Genomic DNA, 17643 nt, shown 5'->3' with positions numbered 1-17643 from the left:
AAAAGGCACTTCAAATATGAAGTGCCTTTTTATTTTGTTGGTTTTATGATAACATTACCACTCCGAAGCTCTTTTTCTTCTTTCTATCATGTGATCTACGGAAATTTTTCCGGCTCCTATTACCATCAATAAAAGATAAACGGAAAGATAAACAAGCGCCATTTCTCTCTTTTCAAAAGGATCTGCACCATGTACTACAAAACCTGCAATGATCATTGTAAAGATTAGAAATCCAAGAGAAACTCTTGTAAAGAGGCCTAGTATAAGGAGTATTGAACATACAAATTCAGCAAAAACCGTAAGAATCAGTGATATCTGAGGCCCAAGTCCCATAAAATCAAAAAACTCGATTTTACCGCCTGCCAACAGCATCTGAAGTTTTGGAAAACCATGAGAAAGCATGGCAAAACCTACAAACACTCTCACCACTAACAAAATAATATCTTTAGGTATTGAGCTCGAATTTGAATTATTATAGTTCATGTACTAAAAATTTATACTAAGGTAATAAAAATCTTTTAATACAACGGGATTCCGGCCGTTTTAGTTTAACGATAACCGAAATTCTTAAGATCTCTGTCGTTCTTTCTCCAGTCTTTTTTCACTTTTACAAACAGGTTCAGATGAATTTTTTTGGTAAAGAATTTCTCAAGATCCAACCTTGCTTCCGTTCCTACTTTTTTAATGGCTTCTCCTTTATGCCCGATAATAATTCCTTTTTGGGTTTCTCTTTCTACATAAATAATAGAATCGATGAAAATGATGCCTTCCTTTTCTTTAAACTGTTCTGTTACAACTTCCACTGAATAGGGAATTTCTTTATCGTAATTCAGAAGAATTTTCTCACGAATTGCCTCGTTCACGAAAAATCTTTCAGGCTTGTCTGTATATTGATCTTTATCGTAATAAGGAGGGTTCTCAGGAAGCAGCGATTTTATTTTCGGTAAAATTACATCGGTATTAAAGGCATTTAATGCAGAAATGGGCAGAATTTCAGCTTTTGGAATTCTGGCATGCCAATCTTCCACCAGTTTTTCAAGACCTGCCTGATCCGTCTGGTCTACTTTGTTTAATAAAAGCAGTACCGGTACGGGAATTTTATTCAGTTTATCAATTAAAAATTCTGAAGGTTCTGCTTTATCGGTAACATCTACAATAAACAGGAATACATCTGCATCCTGTAAAGAGTCCTTTACAAAATCCATCATTTTTTCCTGCAGTCCGTATTTCGGATCCAATACTCCGGGAGTATCAGAAAATACAATCTGAAGGTCATCTTCATTATAAATTCCAAAAATTCTGTGACGGGTTGTCTGTGCTTTCTGCGTTACAATCGCCAGTTTCTCCCCCATCAATTGGTTGAGCAAGGTCGATTTTCCCGCATTGGGCTTTCCAACTATATTAACAAATCCAGCTTTGTGCATAAAAATAATATTACGAACTGCAAAGTTAATAAAACAAAATTGGTCTTTACAGTTAATCTCAATAATTAAAGGAAAAAAGAGAGTTATATTCCCAATAAGGTATGGAAAAAGGAGTTATAAAGAGTTGACTGTTGGTCTGCCAGCCCGCCAAAAATTCTTTGAATTTTCGCCACCCCTCCAATGGTGGGGAATTTTTACCTTTTCTTTTGTAATTTTGATTATAAATAAGTTGAATTCTGAAAAATTATAATCATCCTTATTGTAATATTTCTTATAAAAATTACCTTCTAATTTTGTATTGCATTACTGAAAACTGATATTTTTGACTATTAGAATTCATCTTTATGACTATAGACCAGATTCTTGACCAAGTTTTCCTTCTTCCGGAAGATTCAAAAAACAGTTTAAAAGAGCACATCACTGAAGTTTCGTACCCAAAAGGTTTTTGCCTTATGGAAGCTGATAAAGTGATTCCTTATCTTTATTTTATAAGAAGAGGAATTGCACGTGCCTACTCCTCAACTGCTGATAATGATATTACATTCTGGTTCGGGAGTGAAGGACAATGCATTCTTTCTATGAAAAGCTATGTAGAGGACAAACCCGGCTATGAAAGTATCGAATTGCTGGAAGACTGTGATCTTTACAGAATGGAAACGGAAAGTTTAAGAAAACTTTTCAATGAAGACATTCATATTGCTAACTGGGGGAGAAAACTGGCCGAAGCAGAGATGATAAAATCTGAGGAACTGATTATTTCCCGACAGTTCAAAACTTCACTGGAGCGCTACAAGGATATTATTACCTATCAGCCTGACTTACTGAAAAGGGTTCAGTTAGGATATATTGCGTCTTATCTGGGGATTACGCAGGTGAGTTTAAGCAGAATTCGGGCGGAGATAAAATGAATTTAAAATTCAAAGATTGAAGGATTTAAAAATTCTTATGTTTTGGCTAAAGCCGGAGGAATACGTATTTATATTGAGAGCGAGCGGACTAAAGTCCGCCCCTATTGATAGAACGATATTATTTTTTTACTTCTTCCAGCTCCCATCTTCCTTTCTTCCTCTCTTCAATCTCTCCACATTTTTATTTTTTAACAATTGTAAAATTTTTTCTCCCTTCAAATTCTGAAATTTGCAGTAGAAAAATTTAAGAAATGAATTGGTTAATATTAGTTATCGCGGGATTATTTGAAGTTGCCTTCGCGTCATGTTTGGGAAAGGCAAAGGAAACATCAGGGACGGAGATGTACCTGTGGTATGCCGGTTTTCTGATAACGATGACGATCAGTATGCTTTTGCTGATCAAAGCTACTCAGACACTGCCTATCGGAACTGCTTATGCAGTATGGACGGGAATTGGTGCTGTAGGAACGGCCTTAATGGGAATTATTTTTTTTAAGGATCCTGTGAGCTTTTGGAGAGTTTTCTTTATTGTAACGCTTATTGGTTCTGTGGTAGGATTAAAAGCTGTATCTTCTTCACACTAGAAAGTGCATAAACTTCTATCTATATTTAAAAATGGGAACCGTCTTCGCAGTGAAGGCGGTTTTTTTAATCATTTTTTTGATCATGATTAAATTGAATCAGGAAAAAGAAATTCTTTTATATCTTTACCGTAAACTTTTAACTCATGAAAAAAATACTATTCCTTTTAGCTGGTAGTTTACTGACTGCCCAGCAAACCTCTGAATTACTTTCCAATACGTGGTATATTTCCAAAATAGTAACAAGCAGCGGGCAGACAACGAATACTCCATTCATTGATAACGGAGTCCCTGGAACTACATTCAATTCAGCGGGAGGAACAAGCTATGTTATTAATTCCAAATATTATAATACTTCCATGATGGGTTTCGGGGTTATGCCCGGAAGCAACAATCTTATCAAAACATCAAGCTCCTGCACTCTTTTATTTTATAACGGAGGAAATGCAGCGCCTGTTCGTGCTTATGATCAGAAAAACTGTGATATTTATGGTTTAGGACCTTATGCATCCATATATAGCTACCAGATTACAACCAACGGCAACGTTAAAACTTTGATAATGACAGATCCTTCAGGAAATAAGATCTACTATAACAATACTAACCAATTGAGTACTAAGGAAGTCAGCACAGCAACGAAGACGTTTAAAACATATCCTAATCCGGTAAAAGAGGTTTTAAATATTGAAAATATTGAGAAAAATCTTTCGCTTAAAATATACGATCTTTCAGGCAAACTGGTATTTGAAACAATCACTAACAGCAGTAAAATATCAATTGATACAAGTAGCTTACCAAAGGGACAATATGTTGTAATGATGGAGAATTATAAGTCTAATTCTTTTATCAAAGAGTAAAAAAGAACATTTCATTCATATAAAAACCCGCTTCAATGGTTGAAGCGGGTTTTATTTTATTTTTTATAAACTACAGGTAAGATTTCGTTATGTCTTAATCCGTATTTCTTTATTTCTTCTTCAGAGAATTTCTGTGAATAGAAGTTCTGTTCTATTTCGAAGCCTGCTTTTTTTAGGCGGTCAAAATAGTCCATTCCGTACCAGCGAACATGATCATACTGTCCGAAGTGTTTCTGGCGTTCTTTTGGATCTTTAATCGTAAAATCTTCATAGGTTTTTTCCAATGAGTTTTTCATCGGAACCTGAAGAATTCCCCATCCGCCGGGTTTCATTACCCTGTAAAGCTCGCTCATTGCTTTTGCATCATCTTCAATATGTTCCAGAACATGGTTACAGAAAACGATATCAAAACTGTCATTTTCGAAAGGTAAATTAAGGATATCAGCCTTCACGTCCACAATGGGAGAATACAGGTCTGCTGAAATATAATTCAGATTGCTCATCCTTTTAAATTTCCTTAAAAATTCCTGTTCGGGAGCAATATGCAGAACTTTATAATTTTTAATGAAAAAATCAGTTTCGTTCTGAAGATACAGCCACATCTGACGGTGTCTCTCCAAACTTAAAGTTCCCGGAGACAATGCATTTTCTCTTTGTTTTCCATATCCGTAGGGAAGGAATTTTCTGTAAGACCTGCCGTCAATGGGATCATAAAACTGATCTCCTTTGAAAAACTGATAAATAAGCGGTCTTGCCCAGATGCTCATTTTAATAAGCATTGGACGTGGAATTTTATTCAGTAAAAGCTTCGTTACCTTTTTCATTAAAAATCCAGTTGGAACTGCTTTTCTTCGTCACTTACAATGCCCAGAGCTTCGTATACATATTCAAATGTTGAGAGCAATACCGGTTTACCGTTGATCACCGCTACATCATGCTCGAAGTGGGCAGATGGCATATTATCTAAAGTGGTGACCGTCCAGCCATCATTATGGAACTTCACTTTTTCAGTTCCCATATTAACCATCGGTTCAATAGCGATTGCCAGACCGTCTTTAATAACTTTTCCGCTTCCCTGTCTTCCATAGTTCGGAACCTGTGGATCTTCGTGCATTTTTCTACCCAATCCGTGTCCTACAAGCTCTCGTACCACTCCGTACCCTTCTTTTTCACAATGTGCCTGGATGGCATGGGAGATGTCTCCTATTCTTTTTCCTCTTACACACTGCTCAATTCCTTTATATAGAGATTCTTTGGTAACCTGCAGTAATTTTTTAACCTCAGGCTTTACTTCTCCGATTTCAAAAGTGTAGGCATGGTCTCCTACAAAACCATTCAGAATGGCTCCGCAGTCAACTGACAGTACATCACCTTCTTTGATGATGTCATTGTTTGGAAAACCGTGAACCACCTGCTCGTTAGGAGAAATACAAAGTGAGTTCGGAAACCCTCCGTATCCTAAGAATGCAGGTTCTGCACCATGATCTTTGATAAAATCATGTGCCAGTTTATCTAAATATAAAGTGGTTATTCCCGGTTTAATTTCTTTTGCCAGCATTCCCAATGTTTTAGAAACCAGTCGGGCACTCTCCTTCATCAGACGCAATTCGTCTATTGTTTTTAATTGAATCATTGTATATAGATGTTAGATATTAGATGTTAGAAGCTAGATTACAGCATGATGTGTATTTCTAAATTATAACGATCTACAGACTCTTTCTGATAAAAACAGAAGCTTTAATGTGATATAAGACCACTACGTTCTACTATCTGGCTTCTCATTCTATATTTTACCAGAAAAGTCCTTTTTTCTTTTCTTTTTTAAGTTTTGAATAAGCAAGAACTTCTTTTCCTTCTACACGGAATTCTATTCTTTCCTGAATAATGTTGTAGATCTCACCCCATCCCGGGAAACCGCCTAAATTTCTGTCATCAATAAACCAGTCTGCATCTAATTTTCTGGATTGGGTTTCAGGATCAAAAACTTCTCCTTCAAAACTTGAATTCACGGCATAAAATTCTATCCCGTTTTTCTGGCAGAATTCTACAGCTTCATCTAATGCTCTTCCGTGTCTGTATGTCCAGAGAATAAGTCTGAAACCTTCAGCCTGAAGTCTTTTCAACGTTTCGAACGCAAAGGTTTTTGGTTTTCCAATTGCCGGGTATGCGTCATCTACAATAGTTCCGTCAAAGTCAACAGCAATCTTTTTATTATTTAACATTTTGTTCTTTTTTTAGCTTTGCAAAGATAAGAAATAAAAAAGAGTGCCGAAAAGAAAGGCACTCATTAGTTTTATATTTTAAAAAATCTATAGATTCTCATTAACTTTTTACCCAGCTAAACTGGAACTGAAGATCTGGTGTAGCAACCCTGTCTGTGATTTTCTGAAGTCTTGCAGGAAGCTTCATCAGGTATTCCTGAGCTTTTTCTGCTTTTTCTGTAAGCCCCTTTACATGCTCTATTTTCCATTCATCCAAAAGGTCTTTCATAATGTTAATATAATCCTGACCAGTGTACACCATACATCTTTGTGCAGCATCTGAGAAATGTCCCCAAAGCTCTCCCGCTTTTTGTCCGGACTGTCTCATTAAGTGGGCAGGCATTACAATTTTCTTACGCATCATATCTTCGAATGCCAGAATCATTTCTGAAGGGTCTACTTCAAGGATTTTTGCTACGAAATGCTTGTATGCTTTAGCGTGTCTTGCTTCGTCTGCCGCAATTACCCCGCACATTTTAGCCAGTTTTCCGTTTCCGGACTGTTTTGCTAAGGTTCCTACTCTTCTGTGAGAGATATTGGTAGCTGTTTCCTGGAAGCTTGTATAAATGAAGTTTCTGTACGGATCCATACTTGTCCCCAAGTCAAAACCGTCATTGATAAGATATTGGGTTGTGATTTCCACTTCTCTCATGTTGACTCTTCCGCACAGATAAAGATATTTGTTTAATAAATCTCCGTGTCTGTTTTCTTCAGCAGTCCATGCTCTTACCCAGTTGGCCCATCCTACTTTTTCTTCCTGATTAATTCCGTCCACTCCCATTAACCAAGATTCATAGGAAGGAAGTGCTTCTTCTGTAATACAGTCTCCGATCAGGGTTACAAAAAGATCGTAAGGCATTTCGCGGGCAAAAGTCTGAATTTCTTCTAAATCATGTTTGAATTCATCACTTGAAGGATCTGGTAAATAATCGGAAGGCTGCCATATTTTTTCAATTGGCGTTAAAAATTTATCAAGAAAAGAACTTACTTCCTTTTCCAATAATCCCATTACTTCTTTCCTTACAAGCTTTTGATACATTTTACTATTCAGTTTTAATTTACAAAGATATGATTTATTTATTATTTGGCGCATAATAATGTATGCAACTCATATATTATCTGACATAAGTCATAAAAAAAATGCCACTATAAAAGTATAACGGCATTTTTTGGACAATAGTATTGAATTTTAATTAACCAGAACATCTCCTGTCATTGCATCCGGTATTTCAACGCCCATTACTTTAAGGATTGTAGGGGCAACATCTCCCAGTTTTCCTGGTTTTACATTCCAGGTATGGTCTTTATCCATCACAATAAAAGGAACCAGGTTGGTGGAGTGCTGTGTATTCGGTGTTCCGTCAGGATTCTTCATTACATCTGAATTTCCGTGGTCGGCAAGAATGAAGACCGCATATCCGTTTTCATAGGCAGCGGTTGCCACTTTTTCAATGCACTGATCTACTACCTCGGCAGCTTTTACGGCGGCTTCAAAAACGCCTGTATGCCCTACCATATCTGTATTGGCAAAATTTAAGCAGACAAAATCAGCGGTGCCCTGCTCCAGTTCCGGTACGATTGCACTGGTAATATCATATGCAGACATTTCCGGCTTCAGATCATAGGTAGGAACATCTTTGGGACTTGGACACAATAATCTCCTTTCACCGTTAAACTCTTCTTCTCTTCCTCCTGAGAAAAAGAAGGTAACGTGCGGATATTTCTCAGTTTCTGCTATTCTGATCTGGGTTTTTCCATTTTTTTCGAGGATTTCACCCATTGTTTCCGTTAAAACGTTTTCATCAAAAACAACCTGTACATTCTGGAAGGTCTTATCATAGTTTGTGAGCGTGATGTAATAAAGGTTCAGTTTTTTCATTCCAAAGTCAGGAAAATCCTTCTGAGTAAGAACTTCTGTAATTTCTCTTCCTCTGTCTGTACGGAAGTTAAAGCAGATTACCACATCATTATCAATAATCTTTGCTACCGGTACTACATTTCCTGTAGCAGTAGTATTCATTAAAATGATTGGTTTCAGGAATTCATCGGTAACATTATTATCATAATACCTTTTAATGGTAGCCAGAACATCTGTTGTCTGTTCTCCTATTCCTTCTACCAGGGCACCATAGGCCAGCTTTACACGCTCCCATCTTTTATCTCTGTCCATTGCATAATATCTTCCTACTACTGTTGCAAGCTTTCCGGTAGTGGCTTCCATATGCTTCTGAAGTTCATCAATAAATCCTAATCCCGAATGCGGATCACAGTCTCTGCCATCAGTAAATGCATGAACAAAAACGTTATCATTCAGACCAAATTCTTTTGCAGCTGTCAGTAGTCCTTTTAAGTGATTAATATGGGAGTGTACACCTCCATCGGAAACCAATCCGATAAAATGTACTTTTTTATTTTCTTTTTTGGCATAATCAAAAGCGTCCTGAATTACTTTTTCCTGACCCAGTGTTCCGTTTTCAACGGCCATGTTCAGTTTTACCAGGTTTTGGTATACTACTCTTCCGGCTCCAAGGTTCATGTGTCCTACTTCAGAATTCCCCATTTGCCCGGCTGGTAATCCTACAGCCAGTCCACTTGCTTCAAGCGTGGTATGTGGAAATTTTTGGTAGCAGCTGTCTATGAATGGTGTATTTGCTTTATCTATTGCTGAAACGTCAGGGTTTGTTCCCAATCCCCATCCGTCAAGAATGGCCAGTATTGCTTTTTTTGACATTTTGTAAAACTTTTGTTATACAAATTTACCTAATTTCCTATGAATAGAAGAATTTGCGGCTTCGAATTTTATTGATTGCTGATTATGCCAATCAATTCCTTTTAAAATTATAATATAAAAATGAGTTCTATTTGTAGGCATCACATCTTGTGAAGAGTCTGAACTTTGACAGAGCTAACAAAAAGAATTATTAAATTGCTCATATCAGACCAAATTATTCTTTAAAAAAGTCCTCAAAACTCATGTTATTTTCTTGTACATATTGTTTGATGTACTGATCCAAAAAACCACTTTCTTTAAGAAACACAATCGGATTCTGAATATTTAAAATATTCTGAACAGCTTTATGCTTGTCCGGTTGTTTTTTGAAATAGGCCTCAGAAATTTTATAACCCATCCAATAGCCAAGATCATTAGGACGATCATCTTTTTTACTGGTTCCGTAAAGCCAATCTATAGGATCATTCTTTTTTAGAGCAGTTACAAATTCTTTGCATAATTTATCAGAATTTACCTCTCCATATGTATAAAACGGACTATTATTGGTTTCTCCTGATACCAATTCGCTGATAAAATCAGCACTTCCTTCGCTTAATGTATATTTTAACAGGTTATCAGTTCCTTTGATATCCTGTTGGAAGTGAATCAGCTCATGAGAAACAAGTCCTACCATACCCTCCAGATTCTGAAGAGTTTCTGTTCCGATCATAATTCCGTTTTTAGAAAACGTCCCTCCTGTATTGAATCTTCCATAGACAAAATATATAGGCGGGAATTTGGCTTGCGGATACCAATACTTCAATGCACTGTAAACAGCTCTGATTCTTCTTTCTTTTTGGCTAATTCCTGCCAAAACATTCCTGCTCTTAAGATAATCTTCTTTTCTCTTTCTCACCGTCGCATATAAAGAATCGGCATTAATGATCCTATATTCCATAAAACCTTTTACTCCCTGGGATCCATTTTTAATATAATCTGTAAAGGGATTTTGTTTAGAATTGTTCATGGTATCAAATGCTTTCCAGAAACGGTCTGTATCTTTAGTTTCAAATACAGCGTTTAATGGATCAGTGGAAAATCCTGTCTGAGCTTTGGCAACACCAAAAGCTAAAGGAAGAAATGCAAAAACGTATCCGGTTTTCATATTAGTTTTTTAAATATATGCTATCTAACGGTCAAAAATATAAAAACTTATGTCCGAGTTTTCATGAATTTGTCATGTCTATGCAATTAATCCGTAAATCTTTTTAATTTTGCCGTATGGATTTAAGAGATCAACTGAAGAATCTTTTTCCTGATCATGAAGAGCAGGATTTTGAGATGCCTGAAGAGCAATTCAAGCAGAAGGAGCCATTGGTATGCAAATTTGAGAAGAAAGGAAGAAACGGTAAGCCAGTAACCATTGTTGAAGGCTGGGAAGGCAGTGAGGAGGATTTAAAAAAAATCTCAAAGAAAATAAAAACCACCTTAGGTATAGGCGGCTCTGAAAAGGATGGAACGATTATCATCCAGGGTGATAACCGTGATAAAATAATGAATATCCTTAAAGAAATGGGATATAAAACCAAGCGTGTTGGCGGATAGATCTAGAAATAGATCTGGGTTTCCGGCAATAAGGTTTTTATATATTCAATGGTAGACTTTTCTATAGGATTTCCTGTAAGAATCAATGTTTTCAGATTTTTAAGCTGTTTGATTTCTACAGGAATATCTTTGATGTTATTATGAGCCAGATTCATACTGACGATATTTTTCAGCCCCTTTACTTTGGGCGAAACTGCTGTAATATGGTTTCCGCTTACATTCAAAAATTCAAGTTTTTTTGATTTGAAAAGATTGTCCGGAAGTCTGATTATTGCATTCTGCTGTAACTCAAGATATTTTATATTTTCAGGAAAAGACAAATTTCCGAGGTCATTAATCTGATTATCCGAAAGGTTAAGAAATTTCAGATTTTTAAGCTGATCCAGCCTGTCTGCAATAAAGCTGATCTGATTTCCCTGAAGGTTAATTTCTTCCAGTGCAGGAATTTCCATAAGGGCTTCTGGAAAAGTATTCAGGTTATTGGCATCAAAATGTACCACTTTTAGGTTCTGAAGTTTTGCAACATTGGGATTAATATTGGTAAGGCTATTCAGATTCATGGAAAAAGTGGTCAGTTTCTTCAGATTGCCTACCTCATCCGGAATGTATTTGATACTGTTTTCGTTGACATTTAAAATTTCCAGTTCTTTTAAAGCAAAAAGTTCCGGATCCATTTTCTCCAACTTATTGGCCATGATATTCAAAAAGAATAACGAATGCAGTTTTACAATCTGTGGAGGGAGATTAAAAAGACCTTTCTCCCGGAAACTTATGCTATACACTGTTTTTTCGCTCTTTAAAGCATCTTCAATGTTGGTAAAGGTGGGATACTTTACCGGATCAATCTGGGCTTTGATCTGAGAAAGTGTAAGAATTGAAATCAACAAAAAAAGCTTTTTCATAAAAATAAAAGGTCTGCCGGCAGCCGAAACCACCGACAGACAAGAATTATAAATAATTTATTTCTTTAAAAGTTTTACGGTTTTCTGGAAACCTCCTTCCGCTTCTATATTTAATACTAAAACACGGGATCCTTCTAACTGCGGTGTGAAATCCAGATCCAGTACTTTATTTGTACCGTTGAATTTCTTTGTATAAACAATTTTCCCGTCCATGCTGTAAGCGGTTACAGAAATATCTTTCAATCCTTTTGGTGAATTGATTTTTACGATTCCTGATGTTGGGTTAGGCGCTACTGTTACTGTATTTTCTGCGGCATTGTTTTCTATAGTTCCTAAGGTTCCTTCAATTCCTAAGTTATTTTTAAGGGCAATAACGATTGTTGCGGATTTCCCTTTATAATCAATAGTATTTCCTGTTGCATCAACGTCAGTAGAGATTGTTGAATCCGGGTGCTGAATAGAGAAGAAACCGAATTTATGATCCGGAGTGAATGTCAACCCTGTAGGTTCCGCTCCAGCTGGCATCGAAGCAAATAGTCTTACCTTAGGATTGGCCTGTGTATGATCCGGAGCAATGACCCAGATATAGTTTTTACCTCCATCCTGAAGTACCCAAAGGTTTCCAAGTTCATCAAAAGTAAGGTTATCGTTTCCATCTCCCCACGCTTCAGATTTGATTCCCTGAGCTGTATTGAAAGAGTATACAGTAGAACCTCCACCTACGAAGGTCTCTACCTGAGAAGCCGTAGTTCCGTTATCCTGAAGACGGTATACTCTGTCCAATCCTTTGGCTGTAAAATAGATTTTTCCATCCAGCGGACTGATGTCAACATCTTCTACTCCGTTGAATTTTGTTCCTCCTACTGACTGTGCATTTGTATTGGTATTGTTCTGGTCTGCTTTTGTTTTGTTCGGAACCTGCACCCATGTGGCTGTAGTTCCTACCGGATCTCCAGCAGCAGTTAATCCTTGATCTAATTTCAGGACATAAAGATTTCCGGAAGAAAGATCATTCGGAGTATCTAATACATATTTGTATACCATATGCGTTCCTCCGTCTTCTCCGTAATAAGCGATAGTTCCGGCACTGTTAACAACTACGTTCTCATGGTTCATGATTCCCATCTGCCAAAGTTTTCCTTTGGAACCGTCGGGATTTTTAGAAATAACCGAAGCTGTTGCGGGATCAATTTCTACCAGCCAGCCGTAATCTTTGTATCCGTCTGCATTCACATCATTGGAAGTTACAGATTCTTCTGCTGTCACAATGGTTCCCCACGGGGTAACTCCTCCTGAACAGTTTCTGATCGTCTGAACTAAACTTGGATCTGAAAAACTTACTGCTCTGGATTTTGTTAACTGCCAAAGCTTTGAAGTTGCGTTATAATTGATTTCCGCCATGGTAACTCCTCCAGGATTGGTTTCATGGTTTACGGAAAGATACCCGTTTGTACTGCTTCCTGCCTTTGCAACATATCCGGTAAAGTCATTCTGACCACCTACCAATCCTCCACCTTCTGTATAGCTGTCCCCCTCTTTTAGGATAAGCTGGTATTTATGCTCGGCCGGGATAATCAGTTTATTGGTCTGTGCGGTAGGAACAATAGAAGTAAAGCAGCTGATGTGCGTTCCGTTACATGTTACCGGTGTAGTGGTATTGGCGGTTGTTTTCAGATAAGCATCTATTCTGAGATCTGAACTGGTAGTACTTCTGTTATGCAATTCAATAGAAAATCTATTGACTCCGTTTACAAATTTTGATTTTGGGATGGAAAAAACATTGTATACATTCTCTGCAGCCCCATCAATAGTTGTGCTAGAAAAAGTATTGAATGTAACAGTACCGGCAGGCATATTATCCCTTACCACTTCCTCTCCGTTAAGATAAACAATGATACCATCATCCCTCATTACTCCAAGTTCCATAGTATCGGAAAGTGTTGAAAGGTCTACGGTGAAATCTTTAGCGAAATAAGCTGTAGTTAATCCGGAATTAATAGTTGTTGTTACAGGATCTCCGTATCCCAGAGGTCCGTTTCCTACTGCCCATGTTGAAATATCATAAGTTTTGGCATTCCAGCCGGCCGGCTGTGCCTGATTGTTATCTTTGTAGCTCCATGATGCGCTCTTATCGAATATAAGAGTCTGCGCCTGAATGCCAGAACTGGCCAGTATAGCCAAAGCTCCCACTGTTAGTAGTTTTTTCTTCATTTTTATTTGATTTATTAGACCTTGCAAAACTATTTTATTAGAGCTTTTCCTCTGTTAATAGGACTTTAAATCTAAATGATCTAATATTAACTTATCTGAAACCTAATGTTAAGGGGATTAATTTTGTGTTAAGCAGTGAGGATACTATATGCAGGATTTCGGGTTTGGTGCGTACGTAATCGGGAATGAAGTGTAAATTTTTATTGATTGATCACAAGAACGACTTATTCAACAGGACAAATCTGCCAGAGAAAAGAAATTTTTACTCAAAAACAAGAATATTTTAGAAGATAATTTATTTTAAAAGCAAACTTTATTCTTATCTCTTAAAACTTTATATTTGTTATTATGATTGACACAGCTATGCAAAATAAAAAAATACATCAGGGCAGAAATATTAAACGTTTCCGCGAAATACTGGGTATCAAGCAGGAAGCCTTAGCTTTTGAATTAGGTGACGACTGGAATCAGAAGAAAGTCTCTCTTTTGGAACAAAAAGAAATTGTAGAGTCTGATGTTTTGGCCCAGGTAGCCCAGATTCTGAAGGTTCCGGCAGAAGCAATTGAGAATTTTGATGAGGAACAGGCAGTGAATATTATCTCTAATACATTCACAAGCAACGATACATCGACTTTGAATGCTATCAATGTACAGCCTACTTTCAATCCTCTTGATAAAATGGTTGAACTTTACGAGCGTATGCTGAAACAACAGCAGGAAATGATTGATAAGCTGGAAAAACTGATTCAAAACAAATAAACAGACAGACGGATCCTATCTGTAAAACTTCAGGCTAAATTCTGAAACCTGCGTACATCATATTTACCCAAGTTTCAAAATTTAGCTTATTTCATTTTACTATATTATTCCCGCACCCCGTTTATTTCGCTTTACTCACATCCGTAAGAGCATTCAGAAAGGCGATGATCTGTTTCTTTTCTGTTTCTGTAAGGTTGAGTTTATCCGGAGCCAGGGTTTGGTTTTTCATTTTTAATCCTAACCCTTCTCCTCCACCTTCGTTATAGAAATCCAGCACTTCATCCAAGGTATTGAAAGCTCCGTTATGGAAATAAGGTTTGGTAAGGGCAATATTTCTCACCGTTACCGTTTTGAAAGAGTAATCATAAATCCATGATTTTTCTTTTTTCACCGGGCTGTTTCCTCTCCCCAGATCCTGATCTAGCTCTACTGGAAGCTGTGTGATGGGTTTCCTGGTAATTCCGAGTACTTCAGATTCGTTTTCATTAAAGAAAGGAGGCACCAACCCCGAAAAATGTGGGGCAAAATGGCAGGTAGCGCAATTGGCTTTTCCCATAAAGAGATTGAATCCTTTTTTTACATCGTCAGGCACATCCTTTTCATTTCTCATAAAACTGTCAAAATCGCTGTCAAATGAGTACAGGGATGCTACATAGGAGCTCAATGCCTTTGAAAAATTTTCTTTGCTGATTTCCCCGTCCTTGAAGGCTTTTCGGAATGCTTTTTTATAGTCAGATTTTGCTTTTAGTTTCTGAATAATGCTTTCGTAGCTTGTGTTGAATTCCTGTTCGTTGTAGATGACATGTTCTGCCTGCTGCTCAAGGTAGAAGGCACGAAGATCATAGAAAAACCTCTTGGCAAAAACTGCATTATATAAAGAGGGAGAATTTCTCAGTACTGTTTTTCCTTCCACATTGCTTGGTGACTGGGTTTTCAGATCTGTAAAAGCATTTTGCGGAAGGTGGCACGTAGCACAGCTCATTTTCCCGTTACCACTTAAGTTCTGATCGTAGAAAATGGATTTCCCAAGATTCCTGAGGTCCGGATTATCTTCTGAGGATTTCAATAAGGTATAAAAATAGGGATCCAGGAAATCGCTGCTGAAAAAGTTTGTATTATTAATATTCCATCCTGAAAATTCTTTAAGGTCATCCGGTCTGCCATCCCATTTTCCCCATTCTTCATACAAAGGCTGTAGGTATTTTTTATAAAACTCGATCCTGTCAAAGGTTTCAAAATCGGTATTTTTAGCAAGATAACCGATAGCTTCTGTTAACATCTGATTAGCTTTGTCAGTATGATAATTTTTAAAATAAGGATCATCATTGATGTATTTCTGCATTCCTGCAAGAGCGTGGCTTGCCTCTTCGGAAATATTCAGGGAACCCGGGGTATCAAAGCCCGAAACTCCCAGTGAGTAAATCCTGATCAGCTCGATCCTTAAAGGCAGTGTTTTGTTATTGCCTTTGCTTAATCCATTTTTTAAAGCGCTTAAGTAAAATCCGGAATAGCTGTTATACAAAAAGGTGGTAATGGTTTTTATCTTCTCTTTCTCATCTTCTGCTTCATCTGAAAATATAAGCTCATCCAGTACCTGTAATCCTTCCGGTGGAAGTGTATAGGATGATGTTCCAGCAGCTTCAATATGAAAAAGAGGGGCCGCGTTAAGGTGGGTTTTTGTAAATTCAGGATAATGGTAAGCAATATAGAATTCTATTTCTTTAAATGAATTTCTTGTACTGCTCAGGGATTTTTGCAGTTCTTCCAGAGAAATACGGTTTTCAGAGAACTTATCAACATCTGATTTCAGCTGTTCAAGCTTTATTTTAAAGTCGGACAACCCTTTATTGACAAATGTACTGTCGCTTTCTTTTCCTTTATAAACGGGATTAAAAGACATTACTGCAAGCCCTATCAGAACGGCAATTACAAGCAGCGGATACGTTCTCATGAATTTTTAGCGGCAAAAGTACTGATCTGATGTTATCTCAGTTTTAATAGCAGATTAAATAATGTTTATATTTCTGATACAATATTTTTCACTAATTTTAAACCCCGAAATCAAATTCATTATTCTAAAGAAAAACGGTTCTTCGAAATACCGGAAAATAATGGCGCAAGATTATTGGGAGAGGATTTTTTAAAATTAAATTCAACACATCAAAAAACTAAAATAGGATTATGAAAACAAAACTATGGTTTGCTGTTGCTGCAGGTTTACTTTCTGTGACAGCATTTTCCCAGAAGAAAAAGCAGCAGGAAAAACAAGCCGGCAAGCAGGGAATGATGACTTCCAACAATTCTACCAAAGAAGAACTGATTTCTATCCTTAAAAAAGATGATCACTTCTACGAAATCACTTCACAGAGGAAGGATCCTAAAAACATTGAGAAGACCGTTGTTACTGTATATGAAGTAATGAACGGACAGAAAAGGATTGTAGAAGAATATAATGACATCTACGAGGTTATGGCATCTCCTTATAAAGAGGCCATTATGATTAACTAAAAACAAAAAATATACCTATATTATGCTAAACAAACTTGCTGCCTCAGAACTTGTTCTGAATGAAGACGGAAGTGTATACCACCTGAATCTTCTTCCTGAAGATATTGCTGATAAAATTATCCTTGTAGGAGATCCTGACAGGGTAGCTAAAGTTTCAAAATACTTTGATACCGTAGAAATCAAAAAAAATAAAAGAGAATTCTATACGCATACAGGTACCCTTCGTGGAGAAAGAATTACGGTAATGTCTACCGGTATCGGAACTGAAAACATCGATATCGTTATGAACGAGCTGGATGCATTGGTGAATATTGATCTTCAGAATAAGGAATTCAAAACTGAGCACAAGGCCCTTGAGCTATTCCGTATGGGAACCTGTGGAAGTGTAAACCCGGATGTACAGGTAGACAATATGCTGGTTACCCAGAATGTAGTCGGTTTAGACGGATTGATGCATTTCTATCAGGACTACCAGTTTGAAAATGAATTTTCTAAAAGTTTCTTGGAGAAATTCCCTTACGAAAAAATCAAGCCTATGCTTTATTTCTCAGACTGGGCAGAAGAAATGGGCAACTATTACAAAGATGCCAAGTATCACGGTAATACGGCAACATTCCCGGGCTTCTATGCACCACAGGGCAGACAGCTCCGCTTAAAGGCAGTGGACGACCAATTCTTAGAAACCCTGAATGATCTGGGAATCACCAATTTTGAAATGGAAACGTCCGCAATCTATGCCCTATCCAAACTATTAGGACATAAAGCGATCACCGTAAATAACGTGATTGCCAACAGAAGACGCGGAGAGTTTTCCGCAGACCACCATGCTTCTGAGAAAAACCTTATTGAATGGGTACTGGAAAGAATTATTAAGTAATTAGTTAGTTATTTACAAAATTAAACCTCCGATAGTTTCC

The 17643-nt window shown here is 37.2% G+C and carries 18 protein-coding genes; 7 read left to right on the top strand and 11 right to left on the bottom strand.

The annotated features are described in order from the left end of the window. Window positions 1–54 precede the first annotated feature (54 nt). Both BLW74_RS07545 and era read right to left on the bottom strand, forming a co-directional pair. Window positions 55–483, bottom strand: a complete 429-nt coding sequence (locus BLW74_RS07545; RefSeq protein WP_089691161.1) for a DoxX family protein — start codon at window positions 481–483, stop codon at window positions 55–57. A gap of 65 nt (window positions 484–548) precedes the next feature. After that, window positions 549–1424 carry a GTPase Era gene (gene era / locus BLW74_RS07540; RefSeq protein WP_089691159.1) on the bottom strand — a complete coding sequence of 292 codons (876 nt, stop codon included), beginning with the start codon at window positions 1422–1424 and terminating at the stop codon, window positions 549–551. Between the two features lie 344 nt (window positions 1425–1768). Here era and BLW74_RS07535 point away from each other — a divergent pair, with 344 nt between their 5' ends. The 3 genes from BLW74_RS07535 (at window position 1769) to BLW74_RS07525 (ending at window position 3770) form a co-directional block, all read left to right on the top strand. Further along, window positions 1769–2332 (top strand): Crp/Fnr family transcriptional regulator, encoded by a 564-nt coding sequence (locus BLW74_RS07535; protein ID WP_089691157.1) that lies wholly within the window; start codon window positions 1769–1771, stop codon window positions 2330–2332. A gap of 251 nt (window positions 2333–2583) precedes the next feature. Then, the gene (locus BLW74_RS07530; protein WP_089691156.1) at window positions 2584–2916 is read left to right on the top strand and encodes a DMT family transporter; all 333 of its coding nucleotides are present in this window, start codon (window positions 2584–2586) and stop codon (window positions 2914–2916) included. A 143-nt stretch (window positions 2917–3059) separates the two neighbouring features. Beyond that, complete coding sequence (locus BLW74_RS07525) at window positions 3060–3770, top strand: T9SS type A sorting domain-containing protein (protein WP_089691154.1); 711 nt, start codon at window positions 3060–3062, stop codon at window positions 3768–3770. A gap of 56 nt (window positions 3771–3826) precedes the next feature. Here the strand turns inward: BLW74_RS07525 and BLW74_RS07520 are convergent, their stop codons facing one another. The 6 genes from BLW74_RS07520 to BLW74_RS07495 all read right to left on the bottom strand — a co-directional run bounded on the left by BLW74_RS07520 (window position 3827) and on the right by BLW74_RS07495 (window position 9906). Continuing rightward, complete coding sequence (locus tag BLW74_RS07520) at window positions 3827–4594, bottom strand: class I SAM-dependent methyltransferase (protein ID WP_089691152.1); 768 nt, start codon at window positions 4592–4594, stop codon at window positions 3827–3829. After that, window positions 4594–5403 (bottom strand): type I methionyl aminopeptidase, encoded by an 810-nt coding sequence (gene map / locus BLW74_RS07515; RefSeq protein WP_089691149.1) that lies wholly within the window; start codon window positions 5401–5403, stop codon window positions 4594–4596. The genes BLW74_RS07520 and map overlap by 1 nt, the downstream gene beginning before the upstream one ends. 157 nt (window positions 5404–5560) lie before the next feature. Continuing rightward, on the bottom strand, window positions 5561–5992 hold the full coding sequence (locus tag BLW74_RS07510) for a BT0820 family HAD-type phosphatase (protein WP_089691147.1): 432 nt from the start codon (window positions 5990–5992) through the stop codon (window positions 5561–5563). A gap of 100 nt (window positions 5993–6092) precedes the next feature. Continuing rightward, complete coding sequence (locus BLW74_RS07505) at window positions 6093–7070, bottom strand: acyl-ACP desaturase (RefSeq protein WP_089691145.1); 978 nt, start codon at window positions 7068–7070, stop codon at window positions 6093–6095. A gap of 150 nt (window positions 7071–7220) precedes the next feature. After that, window positions 7221–8762, bottom strand: coding sequence for a 2,3-bisphosphoglycerate-independent phosphoglycerate mutase (gene gpmI, locus BLW74_RS07500; RefSeq protein ID WP_089691143.1), 1542 nt, complete (start codon window positions 8760–8762; stop codon window positions 7221–7223). A 214-nt stretch (window positions 8763–8976) separates the two neighbouring features. Then, a complete protein-coding gene (locus tag BLW74_RS07495; protein ID WP_089691141.1) occupies window positions 8977–9906 on the bottom strand; it encodes a DUF2268 domain-containing putative Zn-dependent protease in 930 nt (309 codons plus the stop codon). Between the two features lie 116 nt (window positions 9907–10022). Between BLW74_RS07495 and BLW74_RS07490 the strand changes: the two genes are divergently transcribed. Beyond that, complete coding sequence (locus BLW74_RS07490) at window positions 10023–10346, top strand: translation initiation factor (protein WP_034696743.1); 324 nt, start codon at window positions 10023–10025, stop codon at window positions 10344–10346. Between the two features lie 2 nt (window positions 10347–10348). Here the strand turns inward: BLW74_RS07490 and BLW74_RS07485 are convergent, their stop codons facing one another. Continuing rightward, window positions 10349–11248: a leucine-rich repeat domain-containing protein gene (locus tag BLW74_RS07485; protein ID WP_089692578.1), complete on the bottom strand. Its 900-nt coding sequence runs from the start codon at window positions 11246–11248 to the stop codon at window positions 10349–10351. Between the two features lie 57 nt (window positions 11249–11305). Next, window positions 11306–13459 carry an alkaline phosphatase PhoX gene (locus BLW74_RS07480; protein ID WP_089691139.1) on the bottom strand — a complete coding sequence of 718 codons (2154 nt, stop codon included), beginning with the start codon at window positions 13457–13459 and terminating at the stop codon, window positions 11306–11308. 348 nt (window positions 13460–13807) lie between these two features. On the opposite strand from BLW74_RS07480, the gene BLW74_RS07475 reads away from it, so the two are divergent. Then, entirely contained in the window at window positions 13808–14218 is a 411-nt protein-coding gene (locus BLW74_RS07475) for a helix-turn-helix domain-containing protein (protein WP_089691137.1), read from the top strand. Between the two features lie 121 nt (window positions 14219–14339). Here the strand turns inward: BLW74_RS07475 and BLW74_RS07470 are convergent, their stop codons facing one another. Continuing rightward, entirely contained in the window at window positions 14340–16169 is a 1830-nt protein-coding gene (locus BLW74_RS07470; RefSeq protein WP_089691135.1) for a cytochrome-c peroxidase, read from the bottom strand. A 230-nt stretch (window positions 16170–16399) separates the two neighbouring features. On the opposite strand from BLW74_RS07470, the gene BLW74_RS07465 reads away from it, so the two are divergent. Together BLW74_RS07465 and BLW74_RS07460 are read left to right on the top strand one after the other, a co-directional pair. Further along, window positions 16400–16726 (top strand): hypothetical protein, encoded by a 327-nt coding sequence (locus tag BLW74_RS07465; protein WP_089691134.1) that lies wholly within the window; start codon window positions 16400–16402, stop codon window positions 16724–16726. Window positions 16727–16748: 22 nt separating this feature from the next. Continuing rightward, window positions 16749–17603, top strand: a complete 855-nt coding sequence (locus BLW74_RS07460) for a nucleoside phosphorylase (protein ID WP_089691132.1) — start codon at window positions 16749–16751, stop codon at window positions 17601–17603. Window positions 17604–17643: the final 40 nt, after the last annotated feature.

The organism is Chryseobacterium culicis (genome assembly GCF_900108365.1).
GTDB classification, from domain to species: Bacteria; Bacteroidota; Bacteroidia; order Flavobacteriales; family Weeksellaceae; genus Chryseobacterium; species Chryseobacterium culicis.
This window is presented reverse-complemented; position numbering and strand designations above follow the sequence as displayed.

Coding starts and splice junctions, on each gene's coding strand:
- BLW74_RS07545 (WP_089691161.1), bottom strand. CDS start 483: ATGAACTATAATAATTCAAATTCGAGCTCAATACCTAAAGATATTATT.
- era (WP_089691159.1), bottom strand. CDS start 1,424: ATGCACAAAGCTGGATTTGTTAATATAGTTGGAAAGCCCAATGCGGGA.
- BLW74_RS07535 (WP_089691157.1), top strand. CDS start 1,769: ATGACTATAGACCAGATTCTTGACCAAGTTTTCCTTCTTCCGGAAGAT.
- BLW74_RS07530 (WP_089691156.1), top strand. CDS start 2,584: ATGAATTGGTTAATATTAGTTATCGCGGGATTATTTGAAGTTGCCTTC.
- BLW74_RS07525 (WP_089691154.1), top strand. CDS start 3,060: ATGAAAAAAATACTATTCCTTTTAGCTGGTAGTTTACTGACTGCCCAG.
- BLW74_RS07520 (WP_089691152.1), bottom strand. CDS start 4,594: ATGAAAAAGGTAACGAAGCTTTTACTGAATAAAATTCCACGTCCAATG.
- map (WP_089691149.1), bottom strand. CDS start 5,403: ATGATTCAATTAAAAACAATAGACGAATTGCGTCTGATGAAGGAGAGT.
- BLW74_RS07510 (WP_089691147.1), bottom strand. CDS start 5,992: ATGTTAAATAATAAAAAGATTGCTGTTGACTTTGACGGAACTATTGTA.
- BLW74_RS07505 (WP_089691145.1), bottom strand. CDS start 7,070: ATGTATCAAAAGCTTGTAAGGAAAGAAGTAATGGGATTATTGGAAAAG.
- gpmI (WP_089691143.1), bottom strand. CDS start 8,762: ATGTCAAAAAAAGCAATACTGGCCATTCTTGACGGATGGGGATTGGGA.
- BLW74_RS07495 (WP_089691141.1), bottom strand. CDS start 9,906: ATGAAAACCGGATACGTTTTTGCATTTCTTCCTTTAGCTTTTGGTGTT.
- BLW74_RS07490 (WP_034696743.1), top strand. CDS start 10,023: ATGGATTTAAGAGATCAACTGAAGAATCTTTTTCCTGATCATGAAGAG.
- BLW74_RS07485 (WP_089692578.1), bottom strand. CDS start 11,248: ATGAAAAAGCTTTTTTTGTTGATTTCAATTCTTACACTTTCTCAGATC.
- BLW74_RS07480 (WP_089691139.1), bottom strand. CDS start 13,459: ATGAAGAAAAAACTACTAACAGTGGGAGCTTTGGCTATACTGGCCAGT.
- BLW74_RS07475 (WP_089691137.1), top strand. CDS start 13,808: ATGATTGACACAGCTATGCAAAATAAAAAAATACATCAGGGCAGAAAT.
- BLW74_RS07470 (WP_089691135.1), bottom strand. CDS start 16,169: ATGAGAACGTATCCGCTGCTTGTAATTGCCGTTCTGATAGGGCTTGCA.
- BLW74_RS07465 (WP_089691134.1), top strand. CDS start 16,400: ATGAAAACAAAACTATGGTTTGCTGTTGCTGCAGGTTTACTTTCTGTG.
- BLW74_RS07460 (WP_089691132.1), top strand. CDS start 16,749: ATGCTAAACAAACTTGCTGCCTCAGAACTTGTTCTGAATGAAGACGGA.